Raw genomic sequence first — 18015 nt, forward strand, 5'->3', positions numbered from 1 at the left:
TCGCTCATCACCGCAAAAACGATCTGCCCCGGCGTCAGGTACTTCAAGCCTTCCTGCTGGCTGAGCAGTTTGCAGTTGGGCGGGAAAATCGATTTGACGCGCACGAGGTTGAACTCGGCGATTCCCGCGGAACGCAGCGCCAGCTCGAAAGAAGTCAGCTTCTCGCGGTGCCGGCCCACACCCTTGGTCAAAAATGTCCCCTTCGGGATCGGCCCCATTTATTTTCTCTCCGATCGGTTGCGCGGTTCGCCGCGGTTAGTTGTCATAATTCCAGTTGCTTTGCGACGCCCGCGAAATCCGCCACGCGCCGCCCCCTTTGCGACTGCGCTCTGCTCGAGATGATTCCGCCCGCGCAATGCCATACTACACCGTATTCACCGGTATGTACTCGCCGAACACCTTGCGCATCGCGTCCGAAATTTCTCCAAGCGTGCACCATCCGCGCACCGCATCGATTATCGGCGGCATCAGATTTTGCCCGTCGCGCGCCGCCGCCTCGACCCGCGCGAGCGCCTTGGTCGCCGTCTGCGAGTTTCGATCTGCCCGCACGCGCGCAACGCCTGCCCTCTGTTTCGCCTCGAGCTCCGGCTTGACCCGCAGGATTTCCCCCGGCGGTTCGCCGCCCCCGGTGAACTGATTGACCCCTACGATAATTCGCTGCCTGGTTTCAATCTCGCGCTGATAAATAAATGCGGCGTTCTGAATTTCGCGCTGCATGTAGCCGCGCTCGATGGCGGCGACTGCGCCGCCAAAGTCGTCGATCTTCGACAGGTACTCGACCGCCTTTTTTTCGAGCTCGGTCGTCAGCCGTTCGACGTAGTACGAACCGCCGAGCGGATCGATCGTGTCCGCCACGTCCGACTCGTGCGCGATAAGCTGCTGGGTGCGCAGCGCGAGCAGCACCGAGGCTTCCGTCGGCAGCGCGAGCGCCTCGTCTTTGGAGTTGGTGTGCAGCGATTGCGCTCCGCCCAGCACCGCCGCCAACGCCTGCATCGTCACGCGCACGACGTTGTTCTCCACCTGCTGCGCGGTCAGGGTTGAGCCCGCGGTTTGCGCATGAAACCGCATCATCATCGAGCGTTCATCCTTCGCTCCGAAGCGCTCCTTCATTATTTTCGCCCACAGCCGCCGCGCCGCCCGAAACTTCGCGACTTCCTCGAAGAAGTTGTTGTGCACGTTGAAGAAGAACGACAGCCGGCTCGCAAACGCGTCGATTTCCAACCCCGCCTTCAGCGCCGCATCAACGTATGCGATCCCGTCGGCAATCGTGAACGCGAGTTCCTGCGCCGCGGTCGAGCCGGCCTCGCGGATGTGGTAGCCGGAGATCGATATCGTGTTCCAGTTGGGAACTTCCTTCGTCGCAAAACTGAAAATGTCGGTGATGATCCGCATCGAGCCGCGCGGCGGATAGATGTACGTCCCGCGCGCGACGTATTCCTTCAGCACGTCGTTCTGGATGGTGCCGTTGACCTTGTCCCAGCCCACCCCCCGGCGCTCCGCCGCGACCAGGTACAACGCCAGCAGGATCGACGCGGTCGCGTTGATCGTCATCGAGGTGGAAATCTTGTCGAGCGGCAGCTCGGCGAGCAGCGTCTCCATGTCGGCCAGCGAGCATATCGGCACGCCGACGCGTCCGACTTCGCCCTCGGCCAGCGGATGATCCGAGTCGCGGCCCATCTGCGTGGGCAGGTCGAACGCGACCGACAGCCCCGTCTGACCCTGCTCGAACAGGTATCGGTAGCGGCGGTTGGATTCCTCCGCGCTGCCGAAGCCCGCGTACTGGCGCATCGTCCACAGCCGTCCGCGATACATCGTCGGCTGCACGCCGCGCGTAAACGGATACTCGCCGGGGAAGCCCAGCTCGCTGACAAAATCGAAGTCGTTGAGGTCTTCGGGATCGTACTCCCGCTTGATTTCGATTCCCGAGCTGGTGACGAACTTCGGCTTGCGCTCGGCGCCGCGCTTCAGCGAAGGATTGAGTTTGCGTTCCTCCCAATCCTTGCGGGCGGACGCGATTTTGCGATCGTCTTCAGGCATCGTAACCTGCCTCTGCCAGTCCAGTCCTGCCGCCTCGCCTACTCGATGACCATCATCAGTTGGCCCTTCTCGACCGCCTGGCCCGCGACCACCTTCACTTCCACGACTTTGCCGGCCTTGGGCGCTTTGACTTCGTTTTCCATCTTCATCGCTTCGACGATGATGATTCCCTGTTCGGCCTTGACTTCGTCTCCCGGCGCGACCAGCACATTGACGATCCGGCCCGGCATCGCGGATTTTATTTCCACGCGGCCGCTGACCTCGCGCCGCTTGCCGGCCGCACGCGCCGTCCGTCGCGCCGGATCGGCGACTGTGAGCCGCGTCGATCCGATTCGCGATGCGACGACGGTCTCCTCGCCGTCGCGCGCCACGTCAAAATCGAACGAGCGATTGTTGATAATCACCGAAAAGGACCCGGGGCCGACCCTGCGCAAATCGGCTTCGAAACGATTCTCACCGAAACGAATCGCGAACGAGTCCACGGCGAGCTCTTCAATCTCGATTTCGTGCTCCTGGCCGCCAACCGTCGCGAGGTATCGCATCGATAAGAGTCCCGGCTATTTCCGCAGCGTGTCAAGCCGGCCGATCATCCGCCATGCGGATGCATTCGGCGCGGCCGCCGGCTGCACGCCGGCGCCGTTGCTGTGATTGGTGTTTTTTTGCGCTGCGATCGCCGCGAGAAAAATCGCCGCCAGCTCCGCACCGCGCGGCGCGGCGCCGTTTTCATTCGGATGGTACTCGCGGTCGATAAAATAGGTATCGAAATCACCTTTCAAAAACCTGGGATTCGTCATTATCCAGCGATGGAAGTCGAGGTTGGTGCGCAGATCGCCGGAAATTACGAATTCGCCGAGCGCGCGCCGCATCCTGTCGAGCGCCTGCTCGCGATCCGCGCCCCACACCGCCAGCTTCGAGATCATCGGGTCGTAAAACACCGGCACTTCGGCGCCCGCATAAATGCCCGCGTCGTTGCGCACGCCCGGACCGTCGGGAAATCTGAGCGTCTCGATCTTTCCCGGCGCCGGTGCGAAGCCGGCCGCCGGATCTTCCGCATAGATTCGGCACTCGATCGCCCATCCGCGCTGCGTGAGATCCTTTTGCTTGAACGGCAGCTTCGCGCCCGCGGCGATTTCGATTTGCGCGCGCACCAGGTCCACGCCCGTCACCAGCTCGGTAACCGGATGCTCGACCTGGATGCGCGTGTTCATCTCGAGGAAATAAAAGTTGCGCTCCGCGTCGACCAGGAACTCGATCGTTCCCGCGCTGACGTAGTTCACCGCCTTGGCCGCGCGCACCGCGACCTCGCCCATCTCCGCCCGCATCTTCGCCGTGATGAACGGCGACGGCGATTCCTCGACGACCTTCTGATGGCGCCGCTGAATCGAGCATTCGCGCTCGAAGACATGGACGATGTTGCCGTGCGCGTCGGCGAGCAGCTGCACTTCGATATGGCGCGGTCGCTTCAGAAATTTCTCGACGTAAAGGCGCCCGTCGCCGAATGACGACTTCGCCTCGCTGGCGACCGTGCGCACTACTGATGCGAGGTCTTTGTCGTTCTCGACGAAGCGCAGTCCCTTGCCGCCGCCGCCCGCGGCCGCCTTCACCATGATCGGAAACCCGATTTTTTTCGCGAACGCGGCTACTTCCGCTTCGGTCTCCAGCGTCCCCGGCGAGCCCGGCACGACCGGCACTCCCGCCGCCGACATCAACTTGCGCGCCTCGACCTTGTCGCCCATCCGCTCGATCGCGTCCGCCGGCGGCCCGATCCAGGTCAGTCCGGCGCGCTGCACCGAGCGCGCAAACGCGGCGCGTTCAGAGAAAAAGCCGTAACCCGGATGAACCGCATCGGCCCTGGAAGACTTCGCGGCTTCAAGGATTTTCGCGGTGTTAAGATAGCTCTGGGCCGCGGGCGCCGGGCCGACCGGGTAGGCGTGATCGGCCTCGCGCACGTGCAGCGCGGCGCGATCGGCGTCCGAATAGACGGCGACCGATTCGATTCCCAACTCGCGGCATGCGCGGATGATCCGTACCGCGATCTCTCCGCGGTTGGCGATTAGAATCCGCTTGAACATCAATCTTCCCCGGCTCCGGCCGTCTTTCAGACCGGGCTCACGCTCTCCAAATTGTATACTGAATCCGGCCCACGCGAGCTAATCGCGCGGCAGGGGTGACCCCTGCACCCAGTGTTAAGACCGCGCTCCGTTGTCGCGCGGGGCCAGTGCTGCTCGGGACGCTGTTGCTCAAAGTGGAATATTGCCGTGCTTGCGCGGCGGATTCTTGTCGCGCTTGTTCGCGAGCGCCTTCAGTGCGCCGATCAGTTTGGGACGCGTGTCGCGCGGCATGATCACTTCATCTATATAGCCAAGCTCGGCCGCCTTGAACGGATTGGCAAAAGTTTTGCGATAGTCCTCGGCCAGCCGCGCGCGCTCGGCGACTGCGTCTTTGGCCTTGGCGAGCTCGTTGCGAAAAACAATGTTGATCGCCTGCTCGGGTCCCATCACGGCGATCTCGGCGCTCGGATACGCAAAATTGAAATCGCCGCGAATATGCTTTGACGACATGACGTCGTACGCACCGCCGTAAGCCTTGCGGGTTATCACCGTCACCTTCGGCACGGTGGCCTCGCAGAAAGCGTAGAGCAGTTTCGCGCCATGCCTGATGATTCCGGCGAACTCCTGCGAGCTACCGGGCAGAAAACCCGGCACATCCACGAACGTGACGATTGGAATATTGAACGCGTCGCAGAAGCGCACAAATCGCGCCGCCTTCACCGACGAGTCGATATCGAGGCATCCCGCCAGAAACGCCGGCTGATTCGCGACCACGCCGACCGAGTAGCCGCCGAGCCGCGCGAACCCGATCAGCATATTGTGCGCGTAGTCCTTCTGCACTTCCAGGAACTGCCCGTCATCGACCACGCGCCCGATGATCTCGCCCATGTCGTAAGCCTTGTTGGGATTTTCGGGGACGATCGAATCGAGCGCGCCGTCGCAGCGGGCGGGGTCGTCAGCGCTGGCGACGAAGGGCGGGTCATCGACATTGTTCGACGGCATGTATGAAAGCAGCTCGCGGATCATCGCGAGCGCGCCCGCGTCGTCGTCGGCCTCGAGATGGCACACGCCCGACTTCTGACTATGCGTATCGGCGCCGCCAAGCTCCTGCATCGTGACCTCTTCGTGGGTGGTCGCCCGGATCACGTCGGGCCCGGTGATGAACATGTACGACGTATCGCGCACCATCACGATGAAGTCCGTCATCGCCGGCGAATATACCGCGCCGCCGGCGCACGGTCCCATGATCGCTGAAATCTGCGGGATCACTCCCGACGACATTACGTTGCGCAGAAAAATATCCGCGTAGCCCGCCAGCGACACGACCCCCTCCTGGATTCGCGCGCCGCTGCCGTCGTTGAGCCCGATCACCGGGCATCCGGTCTTCATCGCGAGGTCCATCACCTTGCAGACCTTCTCCGCGAACGCGCCCGACAGGCTGCCGCCGAAGACCGTGAAATCGTGGCTGAAGATGCACACCTGCCGCCCGTCGATCGTGCCGTAGCCCGTCACGACGCCATCGCCGGGGATTTTTTTCTCCGCCATGTCGAAGTCGGTGATTCGATGCGTCTTGAACTTGTCGATCTCGACGAACGATCCGCGGTCGAGGAGAAACTCGACCCGCTCGCGCGCGGTCATGCGGCCCTGTGCGCGCTGCTTCTTGAGCCGATCATGGCCGCCGGCCGCTTCCGCCTCGCGGGTGAGTTGCTGAAGTCGTTCGAGATTTTCTTTAAGGCCCATTTTTCACAACCGCAATCAAGCTGGATAGACGCCCGGCAAACAAGCGCCCGTCACGCGCCACCGGCAAGCATAGATACCGCATGTTCGCGGCGGGTTAAAGCGGGTCGTCAGGCGCGCTTGCGACGGATCAATGGTGCCACCTGTTTCTCAGCAAGCGATTGAGCCGCCAGCACCAGCCACTTGAACGCACGTGCTTCAAACAGGCTGCCGCCTTTTCTGCCCGATCTGAACTGCGATGCTGCCGCCTTCAAGTCGCGATAGATCATTTCCAGCTGGTTGAAATTGGGACTCCTGGTGTTCCTGTAAAGCGCGTTCGACAACGCTTCGAGAACACCTTCGGCGTTGCCGTGATGAATGAGCGGATCGGTACCATTCAGGTCGCTCAACGATTTTGTAAGGCGATAAGGAACCTCTTCGAGTACAACCCATCGATGTGCTGGGCTGGCAATCTTTGCCCATGCTACTGCGAGTCCCAGCTCGAAAGGCATGTTGAATCGGGGCGTGCGCGGCTTCTCGCGATCGACCTGGATTCGCGAAAGATCGTGAAATGAATATCGGCAGCTACGCATCAGCTTCACGATTCGGTCCAGCCTGCGGTCGCTGGTTGGAATTTCGAGAGTTGCGCGAGGAACGAGGCCGAAGCCGCACAAGCCCGCGATGAAGGCGAGGTACAGGGGCTCATATTGTTCGTCGTATGGGACGTTCAGAAATGCGGAGGGTTGTATCCTTGTGCCCCTTGAAGAGCGCAGCCTCTTACGGCCGGTTCGAGGAATGGCTTTATTCGCGCCCCCTCTTTTGGAATCCGGCTTGCTCAAGCTCTTCGCTTGCGAGGCTTGAGTAATTCACTCAACGAGTCGGCACCTTCCCGCCTTTTAACGGTCCCAAGCTTTGCGTCACTCCGATAGCCCGGCGCAAATTCAGGTCCATATTCCTTCCTTAAGGTCCGTACTAAGGTGTCATCGCGCTTCTTTTCGATAGTTCCGTCGATGTCACGATGGCGGCTGTCCAGTCCTCTGCGCATTAGTACACGCGGCTCAGATGTGTCGGATGCAATAATTCCTTCCACCAACTTTTCGATCTTCTTCTGGCGCGACTTCGAGATGCCGAGTTCTCTTGCCACGTCGTCCAGAGACGGGAAGGGCGTGGTGATCAGAATTCTCTTATTCACAATTTGAGGTTACCGATCTCGAAGACCGCTTGTCAAAGTTTGAGATACACACCGATGGGAAAGGCTATTCCGAGGCGTGGGTTGAAAATCCCGAGAAATCCAATCGGTCGCCGGCCTTGACTGCGTTTTTCGCGCAGAATCCGCCGTTCACTTCGAGCACATACTCCGCGTCGCCCTCGACGCCGACCGGCTTGTCGGAAAACGGCTCCGCGTTCGCGACGATTCCCAGCACCCGGCCCGCCGCGTCCGCGAAAATCATGTCGAGCGAAATCACCGTATTGTGCATCCAGAATTTCCGCGTCGCCGCATCCGGGAAAACGAAGATCATCCCCGCATTATCGTCGAGATGCTTGCGATACATCAGGCCGAGCTCGCGCTGCGCCGCCGTGTTCGCCACTTCGACCGCAACCGTGGCGCGCGGCGTGCCGTCAGCGCCGACTATCGTGACGCATGGACCGCGTGCGCATCCGAGCAACGCGAGCACGACGACCACGATCGCAAACGGGCCGAATCGGACGGGCAAGCGGCGATGCAACGTTGCTCCCATGCTCAGGCGCAAATCTAGCGCGTCGATGAGCCCCGCGAAATCAAATCGGATTCGCTTCGGGCGAGATTTCCTCGAGCTCTCGTCCCGAGGTCTCGGGAAGGAACCAGATGATCGCCGGCGCGATTATCCAGAAGACCGTCAGGCAGCGGACATCTCGCGCGTGCGAGCCGGTGATATTGAACAGCACGCTCTCGAACAACAGCCCCAGTGCGCCGCCGCTCGTGCCCGCGACCGCCAGCGCGCTTCCCGCCGTCGAACGATACGAGGTCGGAAACAACTCCGCGCTGTACGCATTGAGGATTGTGATCGCCGCGATGTCGAAAAATTCTTCCAGTATCCATGCCGGAACAATTGACCAACCCGGCGCCGTGTACATCCAGATAGTCAGGATCGGCGACAGGAACATGAACGCCGCGCCCATCACGCGCCGGCCATAGCGGTCGCTCAGGCGGCCCGCAATAATCGAGCCCAATATTCCCAGCGCTCCTCCGAAGAAAAACAACGACGAGACGTTGGCGGGCGACCAATGATGCGTCTCCTGCAGAAACTTCGGAAACAGAAGGCCCGCGGCGCTGGCGCCCATCGAGGCAAGAAACGCGACCGACACCATCATCATGAGCCGTCCCGGGTACGCGCTATATAACTGCACGAGCGGCTGCCAGACCTTCACCGGCCGCAGCCCTTCGAGTTTCTCCTTCTCGAAGCGCGCGCTTTCAGGCAGCACCCGGCGCAGCGGAATAATCAGCACCAGCGGCACCAGCGCGATCGCATACAGCCCGCGCCATCCGTATGGAATTACGTTGATAAACGCGAACACGATCGCGGCCAGGCCGTAGCCGCTCGACGATACCGCGCCGAGCAGCCCAATCGCCCATCCGCGATGGGCCGCGTCAACTTCCTCCGCCACTATCACCATCGCGACCGCGGCTTCGGCGCCCGCGAACGCGCGCGCGACAATCTGGAACATGACGAACGTCCGCTCTCCCGGTGCGACCGCACTCAGGCCGGTGAAAACCGTGTAGCCCATCACCGTGTAGAGCAGCAGGCGGCGGCGCCCGAACACGTCGGCAAAGGGCGTGAGCAGCAAGGTCAGCAGGTAGCCGAGCCGGATCATCGAGAGCACCGCGCCAAGCTGCGACTCCGCGATCTTGAGCCCCGCCTGGACCTGCTTGAGCGCCAGACTTAACAGCGCGCGATCGTAGTCGTTGAAAAATCCCGCTGTCGACGCGATCAAGAACACCCGGCGTTGGCGCCTGGTGAACGGCGGCGTCCTGCCGAACAGCCCAAGGTGGATACTCCTGCCCGCTTCCTCAGGCGCAGCCGCGGATTCGGATTTCAAATCCGGCGCGGCGCGGGATCGATCGTCGGGATTCAATCGATCGCGACCGGCAATGACTCGAGACCGCGCAGAAAGTACGACCCCTTGTAAGCCGGTTTCATCGCGGGATCTTTCAGCCGCAGCCGCCCAAAGCGCTCGAGCATCGCGCCGATCGCGATCGCACCCTCCATCCGCGCCAGCGGCGCGCCGATGCAGAAGTGGATTCCCTCGCCGAACGCGACGTGGTCGCGGGGCTCGCGCGTGATGTCGAAACGATCGGGATCTTCGAACTGCGCGGGATCGCGATTTGCCGCGGCAAGGATTACGAAGCATCCCTGGTTGGCCGGCAGCTTGGTCCCGCCCAGATTTATGTCTTCCTTCGTGTAGCGAACGGTGGACTGCACCGGTCCGTCGTAGCGCAGGATCTCCTCGATCGCCCTGGCCATCAGCTCCGGCCTTTGCCTCAGCAGATTCATCTGCGCGGGATTGCGCCCGAGCGCAAGCATCCCGTTGCCGATCAGATTGGTCGTGGTCTCGTTGCCCGCCAGCAGCAGGAGCAGCACGAACGCCAGCAATTCGTCGGCGTTCATCGCTTCGGCGTCGTCGTGCGCGGCGACCAGCGCGCTTATCAGGTCGGAGCCGGGATGCTTGCGCCGCCGGTCAATCTCCTCGGCGAAATAGCTGCGCAGCGCCTTGACCGCCGTATGAAATCCCTCCGGCAGCGGAGTCCCCGGCAGAGTGTTTTCGCCCGATACCACCGTGTCGGACCAGTGCTTGAACCGTTCATAATGGTCCGGCGGCACGCCGAGCATCTCTGCGATAACCATCACCGGCAGCGCGTTGGCAAACCCGCTCATCACTTCGAGCTCGCCCTTGCGCTGGGCATGGTCGATGAGATTTTTCGCGATCTCGCGGACTCGCGGTTCGAGCTCGCGGATTCGCCGCGGCGTGAAATCACGCGAGACCAGGCGGCGCAGCCGGGTATGCGTCGGCGGATCTGAAAACAGCATCGTGCGTGCGCCGGCAAACGGTCCCTCGTTGCGCGGTTCGGCGGGATCGCGCGGCCGCTCGCTAGAGAAGTGCGCATGGTCGCGCAGCACCGCCATCACGTCGGCGTAGCGAGTGACCATCGCGACCGGCCCGAACAAATCGATAATGCGCGGCGGACCTGCGAGCAACGGCTTGTAATGCGGATACGGATTGGCGCGAAAGTTCTCGTCCCACGGATTGAAGTAGAAATTCTGCGACGCCCCGGGCGCGGTTGTTTCGCTCATCGTCAGATCACCTCCGCTTCTCGATTCGACCCGATAAATCCGGCTGCTCAGCGGCCCCTGAAATTCGGCCGGCGCTTTTCCAGAAATGCGCGCACGCCCTCGCGATAGTCCTCGCTGTCGAAGCATCGCGCGACCATCGCCGAAACCGCCTTCACGTCGCGCTCCTCGCGATCCTTGAGGCTCTCGCCAATCGCCAGCTTGGCGGCAGCCATCGTCAGCGGCGCGTTGCTCGCCATCTTGAGCACGTAGTCGCGCACGTTTTCCTCGAGCTTTTCGGGATCGACCACGCGGTTGATTAACCCCATCTGCAGAGCCTCTTCCGCGTCGAACAGCCGCGCCGACAGCAGGATATCACGCGCGTTGGCGGGGCCCACCGTATGCGCGAGCATGATGACGCCTTCCAGCGGATACGCCAGTCCAAGCTGCGCGGCGGGAACCCCGAAGCGTGTCCCGCGCGCCGCGATCCGGATGTCGCAGGCGAGCGCGACCTGCACGCCGCCCCCGATGCATACCCCGGAAATCATCGCGACGATCGGCTTGCGGCATTCGACCAGCGCCGCGATTGCATTGTTGGGCGCGTCGCGATACGCACGCGCCTGCGCCGCATCGGATCGCAGCGCCGGGAACTCCGAGATATCCGCGCCCGCGATAAACGCCTGCGGCGTACCGCCGCGCATGACGATCACGCGAACCGCGTCGTCGCTCGCCAGTTCCGCGACACCTTCCGCAATCCGCTGCCAGGTCCTAAGATTGAGCGCGTTGCGGACTTGCGGCCGGTTCAGCACCAGCCATCCAAGCGGAGCCTCGCGGCGAACTATCAACGGATCGACTGAAGTTTCATCGTTCACGGATATTGGTACCTCTGGCGAGAATCATGACGATAATCGAGCGGGCTTCCAGTCAGGATTTTGCGCACATTTGCGCGCTCGACGAAACTGTCCATGCCGGCGCCCCACGGCGCAGATTTATCGGCGAGGCTTGCGCCAACGGCCGCGTCGCAGTCGCGCGCGTCGACGTAGTCGTGCGCGGCTTCGTCATCGCCGATGAAAGCTTCTTCGAGCAATTTTTCGTGCGCCTGCTGATCGTGCATCCCGATTTCCGCCGCCGCGGACTTGGCCGCGCCCTGATGCGCGCGGCCGAGCTCGATTGTCAGACCGGCAAGTTATTCACTTCGACCAATCAGTCGAACCTGCCGATGCAGCGGCTGTGCGATCGATTGGGCTTCGTCAAAAGCGGCTACATCGAGAATCTCGACGAGGGCGACCCGGAACTCATCTATGTGAAGTTCCTCGCACCTGTCCCGGGCACTGGCTCGTTTTCTTCCTGACTCGGGTGCAGGGGCACCCCTGCCGCGCGACCGCCCGTGTCATTCAGAGCGGAGTCTGCGCAGCGAAGAATCCCGGATCCGGGTTCCTTCGCTACGCTCAGGATGACACAAAAAAAAGTTCTAACGGGCCGTCAGGCCGCATCTTTGTTTTAATATCAGGCGCATGGGCCACGCCCGGGCGTTGGCACGGCTGGCCAGTATCAAGACCCCGCGCGCGACAACGGAGCGCGGCCTTAACACTGAGTGCAGGGGTCACCCCTGCCCCCTGCCGCCCACCGCGCAGGTGATTAGAGTGCAGGGCTCAGCCCTGCACTTGCCTTGTTCATTTTTCCCGGACGCGTTACTTACTAGAGTCATGGATATTGGAAAAGTCGGAATATGGTTCTTCCTTGACGCGATGCCCGCGGCGGACACCGCCGAGTTCGCCAAACTGGTCGAGAAGAATGGCTACAAGGCGCTTTGGATCCCCGAGGCCGTCGGCCGCGAGCCGTTCGCGCACGCCGCGTACCTGCTCTGCCATACCGATCGCCTCGCCATCGCAACCGGCATCGCGAACATCTGGGCTCGCGACGCGGTTACGATGGCGGCTGCGTCGAAAACCGTCGCCGAACTTTCCGGCGGCCGCTTCCTGCTCGGCATCGGCGTAAGTCACAAGCCGCTCGTCACCAACCTGCGCGGCCACAACTACGACAAGCCCTACAGCTACATGAAAGAGTATCTGCCCAAGATGAAGAACGCGCTCTACCTGGCGCCGGCGCCCAAGGAGCCGGTGCCCGTGGTGCTCGCCGCGCTGCATCCCAAGATGCTCGCGCTGTCGGCGGCCGAGGCCAACGGCACGCACACCTACTTCGTTCCGCCCGAGCACACCGCAAAGGCACGCGCACAAATCGGGCCGAACGCGATGCTATGCGCGGCGCAGGCCGTCATCCTGGAAACCGACGCCGCCAAAGCCCGCGCCGCGGCGCGCGAGTACATGAAGACCTACGTTCCACGCCTGCCCAACTACACCAACAATCTCAAAGCGCTGGGATGGGCTGACAAGGAATTCGAAAACGGATGCTCCGATCGGCTGGTCGATGCCATCGTGGCGTGGGGCGCCGAGGACAAGATTCGCGATCGCATCGACGCGCACCTCAAGGCCGGCGCCTCTCACGTCTGCCTCCTGCCGCTCCGGGCCGACGGCTCGCCGCTGCCCGACCTTCGCACGGTTGCGGCGTTCGCTCAGCGCTGAGGAGTGTCGTCGATGCGCCAACTGTTTTCCAGATTGCCGGTCCTGGTCCTCGCGATCGCGGTCGCTGGATGCGCGTCGCAAGGCGCGCAGCAGGCCGCGCAGGCCGAAGCCGCGGCCGCCAAGGCTGATCAAGCCGCCGCGCATGCCGAACAGTCTGCGGCCCAGGCAACCGAGGCCGCAAACAAGGCGACCGAGGCGGCAGAACGCGCGACTAGGGCGGTTGAAGACGCGACCCGCGAAATCAACCGCGTCGCCGATCATCTCGATCAAATGCGACGAGACCGCGCCGCCGCAAGTCACGGGCGCCGGGCCTCGCACCTGACGAAGTCGGCCCGCAAGGCCGCGTCCCCGTCGGGCGCCTCAGCCTCTGCGTCTGCGTCTTCGGGCGGCGCCCCGGCCGCGCAGGCCTCCGCGTCGCCCGCCGCGTCCGCGGCAGCATCCGCGACTTCCGACGGCGTCACGACCTCGGCCGTGGCCCCCGCGCCGCCGCCTGGGAAATAGCGCGCCTCGATCAAGCGCAGTGGCTGAGCCAGTCAAATCGCAACCAGCCCGCACGCCGACCGAAGCCGACATTCGCGCCGAGAATCTCACTCCGCAAGTCCGCCGCCATACCTGGATCAATATCGCGGGCCCGCTCGCCGCCATTTTTCTCGGAATTTTCGCGGCTGCGATGTACCTGCGGCCCATCGATGTCCTGCGATGGATTCAGATCTCGCGGCTGGGATGGTCCGGGGTAGCCGAGAACGATCTTGCGCTGAAGGACGGGCTGATCACCTACCTGATCACCGGCGGCTACTCGGAACAGGAGCCGGTCGTGATGATTCATGGGCTAGGTCCGAACGCCGCGCTGGTGTGGCGCGGGATCATGCCGCTGGTGGCGGACGCGCACTACAAAGTGATCGCGCCCAACCTGCCCGGCTTCGCCTCATCCGATCACAAGCAGGTCAAATATTCGATCGCGTACCAAGCCGAGGCGGTCGCGCAGATGATCGACGAGATGAAGCTCGATCACGTCAACCTGGTCGGCAACGATCTCGGCGCCGACGTCGCGCTCTACTACGCCGTCGAGCATCCCGACAAAGTCGAGCGGATGGTCCTGGTGTCGGGCGGTCTGGTGGGTGCGCGCGGCGCTGAAAAACTTCGCAAGGGGATGCTGCCGACGACGCCCGACGCGATCCGCGCGCAGGTCGAGGCGAGCTTCTTCGATTTGCCCCCGATGCCCGAATTCATTTACCAGCGCATGATGGGTGAACTCGGCAACGACCTTCAGGCCGAGACCGAAATGATCGATTCCGTGCCTCGCGACGAGGCGCACATCCGCTCCAAAATCGGCCAGGTCTTCAACACGCTCACGATCATAATCTGGGGCGCGAAAAATCCGTTCTTCTCGGCCGCCGAGGGCGAGGCGATGCACGCTGCGATGCCCGGTTCGGCCACGGTCGTCTTCAAGACCTCCGGCGCCTACCCGCAACTCGAGCATCCTGACGATTTCGCCGAGTCGCTGATCTTCGTAATCAAGCAAGAAGAAGGCGGCCGCTAGCAGTCCGCACGCGCGCTGCGGTCGGCACACTGGCGTCGGCCTCAGCCGGACAAAGCCAGTCATCTAGTTGTGGACATGGGCGGACAATTCCGATTGCCATTCCCGCGACAGGTAGTATTATGCCAAAAGCAAAACTGGCATCACTCCATCCGCTGACGTTCCATGAAGCTCTCAAAGCCATTATCGGCGTTGATCCTGATAGCGTCGGCATTATTTCTAAGCGCCGGAAACAGCGTCGTCGGAAGTCCATTACCATCACCAGTTCCACCAAGGGCCGAAATAAATAAAGGCTTGCCCGAACAGAAAGCAGCACCAAGCCAGCGCGGCGAAACAGAGACTCCGGTGCGGCTGGCCCCAATCAATCCAACACCGGCTGGTGTAGTGAGCAGTTCCGCATCCGATCAGCAGGAGCAAAAATCCAAGCGCGAAAGACTCCTTCCGAGTCTCACCGACTGGATATTGGCAGGCGTCACTTCGGTCTATGCGGTAATCGCTTTCTTCACGCTGCTGGCGATCAATCGTCAGGCAAAGTTGGCTGAGACTGCCGCGATAGCGGCGCAGCAAAGCGCGGAAGCCGCGCAACAGCAAACAGGAACGCTGACTGCGACTCTCATAGCTACTCAACAAGCCGCCGACGCTGCCACGAAGAGCGCCGATACTGGAGAAAGGGCGCGCGTTGGCGCTGAGCGTCCACACATCATTGTGCAGGATTTCAAGATGGAAGGATTCAAGGAGAGAATCGAAGGCGAGAAAAAATCTCTCGCAGCACTTCCGGAACATCAACAGTTGACGATGCCGCGAACGCTGCGCCTTACGTTCAAGATAAAGAACTACGGCAAGAGCCCCGCTTTCCTGACGCAGTCGTTGATCCGGTTCGCGATGGTAGGTCAAATTCCGATTCCCTTCAATTATGGGCCATTGCCGCAACCCTCGCGTGGATGGATTCTTCCGCCCACCGAAGACCGCGCCAGTGAGCGGTTCCTCGAAGGCGGCCAATTGACCGAACAGAATCGAATGCTCGTCGTTGAAGGTAAGAGGCACTTGGTTGTATTCGGCTTTGTGAGATACGACGGTATCTCTTCCAAGGAACATTTCTTCGGCTTCGCCTGCCGCTATGCTGTCGGCGTCGGGTCCGATCCGGGAGGTACGTTTTGGCCCATCGGCGACGAAAACTTTTGGAGATATTCTTAAACCGCTAAAACACCGGCCTGTCACGTAAATCATGCCCACCAAAAGCGTGGGTGTTAAGCCCAACATAATCCCCTATGGGAATGGTTAGGGGTTAGGCTAGCTCAGATTGGGTTCCAGAACGAATCACACTGGTGAATGTCTCAGCTATCTGAGAACGTCGCCAGCGAACCCGTGCAGTTAGATTTGCCACTTTCAACTATGGGAGATCCTCATCGACAAGTCGGCGATCCAAAGAGACGTGGATAATCTGGCTCACGACAGCGTCAGCCGGAATGTCCTTCACTGTGTCATTGATTCTGGTTCTAGGAATTACCGCACAGAAATCAAAGTCCCATCCCGTAACCGGCGCTGACGCATCACCAAATCGGCATTTTGCAGTCCACCCGTAACGCGATATTTCGGCATCGGGTTGAGGAAACCAACGCCTATCATTCGCCTTACCGGCCAGAATCAGCACTTGAACTAGGGCTGCCGATGGGTAGGCGAATCCCTTGACGATTTTGAATAGAGGCACCTTGCCGCCAGCGGGCGACTCAATGACGATCAACGGCTGGAACTCAGCGCTTCGCTGCCTTACTCCAAACAGCACGGCCACAATCACAACGGCCAGAACTCCGAGCAAAAAGCCGAGCGCAGTATTTTGGAACGGGATGGCCTGAATTAGCCTGATCGCAATCACTGCGACACCTGCGCGGATCCAATCGAACAGGCTCCACTTGAAGTACCATCTGTTAAACTCCGGCTCGTTAAGCCACGCACCGATTTTCGACATGCCGACCCCCTGACGGTGAGATTACCTCTCCCGCCGCCAAGGAATAGCCTAGCGGTAGAGGCGCTATCCGTCCACTTCCGGATAATCCACTATGGGAAGGGGTTAGGGGTTAGGGGTTAGGGGTTAGGCTGGCTCAGAAAAGGTTCCAGAACGAATCACACTGGTGAAAGGCGTTAAAACTGGACTCGACCATCGGCGCTGGCGGGACCAACGATTGGAACTCATCGGCTGACTTGCTGTACTTCGGCCACGTCGGCTCGTTAGCCGAGTTTGGGTTGCCAGTCTTCGCGAACTGCGTCCAGTAGCTGATCATCGCGTCGGAGAGTGCCTGCTGGTCGGTCGTAAATGGGAAAACGTCCCCTGTTACAAGCATTAGGTATTGAATTTCCGCGCCGTGAAAGGCGCCCAGCGGAAAGCTTACCCCTGTTACGGTGCCCGGAGGCGCGTTCTCGTCATTGAACTCGTAGGCATAGGTCTTCACGAATTTCGACAATAGCAGATCCGCATTGCGCGCTGGACAGCTGAAGACTCCGTCGGTACCCGAGGCAGCCAATGCCAGATCGCCGCTAGGGTAACTGGCATAGGGATAGTATTCCAATACGTACGGTTCCAATTCCGTTGTCCACAGCGCAGTGACTGCATCCGCGTATTCACCGAAGGTCAGGATAGGATTCCCCGCTAAGTCGTACTCACCAGCTACGAAGTACCTATATTCATCATGGCTGGAGCATCCGACACTTATCGCGACGGAACTGCCCGACGGCGCGAAGCCATCGGTTGTCTCTGCAGTCTCTATTGGCACGATAGCAGGAAAGTAGTCCTGGAAGTCTGTATACGATCCGCTCTCGGCGATCGCGCCGCGGAACAGATGTTTCGCGGTCGGAGACGCAAGATTGCAATATACGCTCTGCCCTCCGGCGGACTCACCGAACATCGTCGCTTTCTTCGGATCGCCGCCAAAGGCCTTGATGTTCTCCTGAACCCACTTGAGCGCCAATTGCTGATCCATCAACCCATAGTTGCCACGTTCATGGCCTTCGGAATCGAGCGCGGCCTGGGCAAGGAATCCCAGCACTCCCAGCCGGTAGTTGATCGTGACAACGATCACTCCTCCCTGGTTCACGAGTGGAGTAGGGTCGTAAAGGTCGCCGCCGCCGGCCGTAAGTCCGCCGCCATGAATCCAAACCATCACCGGCAGGCCGCTTGGCTTCTTGCTTGCGGCGGTCGTCTCGTCGCCGGCTTGTTCTACCGCGTTGCCAGGTTCGGAACCGGACGGCGTGTAAACATTCAGGTACAGACAATCCTCGCTGCCAGTCGGTCCGGGCTGCGTGCACTCATTGCCGAATTGAGTCGCCTCGAAAGTTCCTCCCGCAAACTCCCCGAAAGCCTCTGGCGGCAGCCAGCGCAGAGGCCCCACGGGAGGTGTGGCGTACGGGATGCCGAGAAATTCGTCGACGCCATTAACCGTTGTGCCGAGCACCACTCCGCTTTGAGCGATAGCAAACGGCTCTGGGTATGACGCCGTCTTGGCCGATGCGGTCACTACCGGGCCCAGCGTAAATGCGCAGAAAGCGGCCAATCCGAGGGCAAGCTTGGAAATAACGCCACAGCCCTCGAGCCGCTGGTTCGCCGTCTCGCTGTTCGTCATCCGTTCTGAATCCCCAATGGAACTTGCAACATATGCACAGACGGCCTCCTTACCGCAAGATCCTTTTTGGCCTCCACGGGTTCCAGCCGGGCCGGTAGGAGCGGCTTGCGCGCCGCGCAGTCGTCTGCGATAAGCGAGTTTGAACCTTCTGCAAGCGAGGAATCGACGACG

General features: G+C 61.2%; 18 protein-coding genes. 5 read left to right on the plus strand and 13 right to left on the minus strand.

The features are described from left to right. The 11 genes from ABSB13_RS01610 to ABSB13_RS01660 all read right to left on the minus strand — a co-directional run. On the minus strand, positions 1-218 hold a 218-nt coding region (locus ABSB13_RS01610), incomplete at its 3' end, for a pyruvoyl-dependent arginine decarboxylase (RefSeq protein WP_428104930.1). Between the two features lie 145 nt (positions 219-363). Continuing rightward, positions 364-2037 carry an acyl-CoA mutase large subunit family protein gene (locus ABSB13_RS01615; RefSeq protein WP_428104932.1) on the minus strand — a complete coding sequence of 558 codons (1674 nt, stop codon included), beginning with the start codon at positions 2035-2037 and terminating at the stop codon, positions 364-366. A 38-nt stretch (positions 2038-2075) separates the two neighbouring features. After that, positions 2076-2579 (minus strand): biotin/lipoyl-containing protein, encoded by a 504-nt coding sequence (locus tag ABSB13_RS01620; protein ID WP_428104934.1) that lies wholly within the window; start codon positions 2577-2579, stop codon positions 2076-2078. A 15-nt stretch (positions 2580-2594) separates the two neighbouring features. After that, entirely contained in the window at positions 2595-4109 is a 1515-nt protein-coding gene (accC, locus tag ABSB13_RS01625) for an acetyl-CoA carboxylase biotin carboxylase subunit (RefSeq protein ID WP_428104936.1), read from the minus strand. 168 nt (positions 4110-4277) lie between these two features. Continuing rightward, positions 4278-5828 (minus strand): acyl-CoA carboxylase subunit beta, encoded by a 1551-nt coding sequence (locus ABSB13_RS01630; protein ID WP_428104938.1) that lies wholly within the window; start codon positions 5826-5828, stop codon positions 4278-4280. 107 nt (positions 5829-5935) lie between these two features. Further along, positions 5936-6643, minus strand: coding sequence for a hypothetical protein (locus ABSB13_RS01635; RefSeq protein ID WP_428104940.1), 708 nt, complete (start codon positions 6641-6643; stop codon positions 5936-5938). Beyond that, positions 6640-6996 carry a hypothetical protein gene (locus tag ABSB13_RS01640; protein ID WP_428104941.1) on the minus strand — a complete coding sequence of 119 codons (357 nt, stop codon included), beginning with the start codon at positions 6994-6996 and terminating at the stop codon, positions 6640-6642. The genes ABSB13_RS01635 and ABSB13_RS01640 overlap by 4 nt, the downstream gene beginning before the upstream one ends. Before the next feature lie 64 nt (positions 6997-7060). Beyond that, complete coding sequence (locus ABSB13_RS01645) at positions 7061-7543, minus strand: DUF192 domain-containing protein (RefSeq protein WP_428104943.1); 483 nt, start codon at positions 7541-7543, stop codon at positions 7061-7063. Between the two features lie 40 nt (positions 7544-7583). Next, the gene (locus ABSB13_RS01650) at positions 7584-8882 is read right to left on the minus strand and encodes an MFS transporter (RefSeq protein ID WP_428104945.1); all 1299 of its coding nucleotides are present in this window, start codon (positions 8880-8882) and stop codon (positions 7584-7586) included. A 32-nt stretch (positions 8883-8914) separates the two neighbouring features. Then, a complete protein-coding gene (locus ABSB13_RS01655; protein ID WP_428104947.1) occupies positions 8915-10135 on the minus strand; it encodes a cytochrome P450 in 1221 nt (406 codons plus the stop codon). 47 nt (positions 10136-10182) lie between these two features. Further along, a complete protein-coding gene (locus ABSB13_RS01660) occupies positions 10183-10983 on the minus strand; it encodes an enoyl-CoA hydratase (RefSeq protein WP_428104949.1) in 801 nt (266 codons plus the stop codon). A 26-nt stretch (positions 10984-11009) separates the two neighbouring features. Here ABSB13_RS01660 and ABSB13_RS01665 point away from each other — a divergent pair, with 26 nt between their 5' ends. From ABSB13_RS01665 to ABSB13_RS01685, 5 genes are all read left to right on the plus strand, one after another. Then, entirely contained in the window at positions 11010-11462 is a 453-nt protein-coding gene (locus ABSB13_RS01665; RefSeq protein ID WP_428104951.1) for a GNAT family N-acetyltransferase, read from the plus strand. A gap of 355 nt (positions 11463-11817) precedes the next feature. Then, positions 11818-12693 carry a TIGR03620 family F420-dependent LLM class oxidoreductase gene (locus ABSB13_RS01670; RefSeq protein ID WP_428104953.1) on the plus strand — a complete coding sequence of 292 codons (876 nt, stop codon included), beginning with the start codon at positions 11818-11820 and terminating at the stop codon, positions 12691-12693. Between the two features lie 12 nt (positions 12694-12705). Beyond that, positions 12706-13194, plus strand: coding sequence for a hypothetical protein (locus ABSB13_RS01675; RefSeq protein ID WP_428104955.1), 489 nt, complete (start codon positions 12706-12708; stop codon positions 13192-13194). 19 nt (positions 13195-13213) lie between these two features. Beyond that, on the plus strand, positions 13214-14233 hold the full coding sequence (locus ABSB13_RS01680; RefSeq protein ID WP_428104957.1) for an alpha/beta fold hydrolase: 1020 nt from the start codon (positions 13214-13216) through the stop codon (positions 14231-14233). Between the two features lie 162 nt (positions 14234-14395). After that, entirely contained in the window at positions 14396-15424 is a 1029-nt protein-coding gene (locus ABSB13_RS01685) for a hypothetical protein (RefSeq protein WP_428104959.1), read from the plus strand. 196 nt (positions 15425-15620) lie between these two features. Here ABSB13_RS01685 and ABSB13_RS01690 read toward each other — a convergent pair whose 3' ends face one another. Together ABSB13_RS01690 and ABSB13_RS01695 are read right to left on the minus strand one after the other, a co-directional pair. After that, positions 15621-16196, minus strand: coding sequence for a hypothetical protein (locus tag ABSB13_RS01690; protein ID WP_428104961.1), 576 nt, complete (start codon positions 16194-16196; stop codon positions 15621-15623). A 133-nt stretch (positions 16197-16329) separates the two neighbouring features. Continuing rightward, entirely contained in the window at positions 16330-17844 is a 1515-nt protein-coding gene (locus tag ABSB13_RS01695; protein WP_428104963.1) for a carboxylesterase/lipase family protein, read from the minus strand. Positions 17845-18015: the final 171 nt, after the last annotated feature.

Source organism: Binatus sp. (SeqCode), assembly GCF_050013435.1.
Classification (GTDB): Bacteria; Desulfobacterota; Binatia; order Binatales; family Binataceae; genus Binatus.

Excerpts from the sequence above, each read along its gene's own strand:
- ABSB13_RS01630 (WP_428104938.1), bottom strand. The coding sequence starts at position 5,828 with ATGGGCCTTAAAGAAAATCTCGAACGACTTCAGCAACTCACCCGCGAG.
- ABSB13_RS01695 (WP_428104963.1), bottom strand. The coding sequence starts at position 17,844 with ATGACGAACAGCGAGACGGCGAACCAGCGGCTCGAGGGCTGTGGCGTT.
- ABSB13_RS01685 (WP_428104959.1), top strand. The coding sequence starts at position 14,396 with ATGAAGCTCTCAAAGCCATTATCGGCGTTGATCCTGATAGCGTCGGCA.
- ABSB13_RS01675 (WP_428104955.1), top strand. The coding sequence starts at position 12,706 with ATGCGCCAACTGTTTTCCAGATTGCCGGTCCTGGTCCTCGCGATCGCG.
- accC (WP_428104936.1), bottom strand. The coding sequence starts at position 4,109 with ATGTTCAAGCGGATTCTAATCGCCAACCGCGGAGAGATCGCGGTACGG.
- ABSB13_RS01655 (WP_428104947.1), bottom strand. The coding sequence starts at position 10,135 with ATGAGCGAAACAACCGCGCCCGGGGCGTCGCAGAATTTCTACTTCAAT.
- ABSB13_RS01620 (WP_428104934.1), bottom strand. The coding sequence starts at position 2,579 with ATGCGATACCTCGCGACGGTTGGCGGCCAGGAGCACGAAATCGAGATT.
- ABSB13_RS01690 (WP_428104961.1), bottom strand. The coding sequence starts at position 16,196 with ATGTCGAAAATCGGTGCGTGGCTTAACGAGCCGGAGTTTAACAGATGG.
- ABSB13_RS01645 (WP_428104943.1), bottom strand. The coding sequence starts at position 7,543 with ATGGGAGCAACGTTGCATCGCCGCTTGCCCGTCCGATTCGGCCCGTTT.
- ABSB13_RS01670 (WP_428104953.1), top strand. The coding sequence starts at position 11,818 with ATGGATATTGGAAAAGTCGGAATATGGTTCTTCCTTGACGCGATGCCC.
- ABSB13_RS01665 (WP_428104951.1), top strand. The coding sequence starts at position 11,010 with ATGACGATAATCGAGCGGGCTTCCAGTCAGGATTTTGCGCACATTTGC.
- ABSB13_RS01615 (WP_428104932.1), bottom strand. The coding sequence starts at position 2,037 with ATGCCTGAAGACGATCGCAAAATCGCGTCCGCCCGCAAGGATTGGGAG.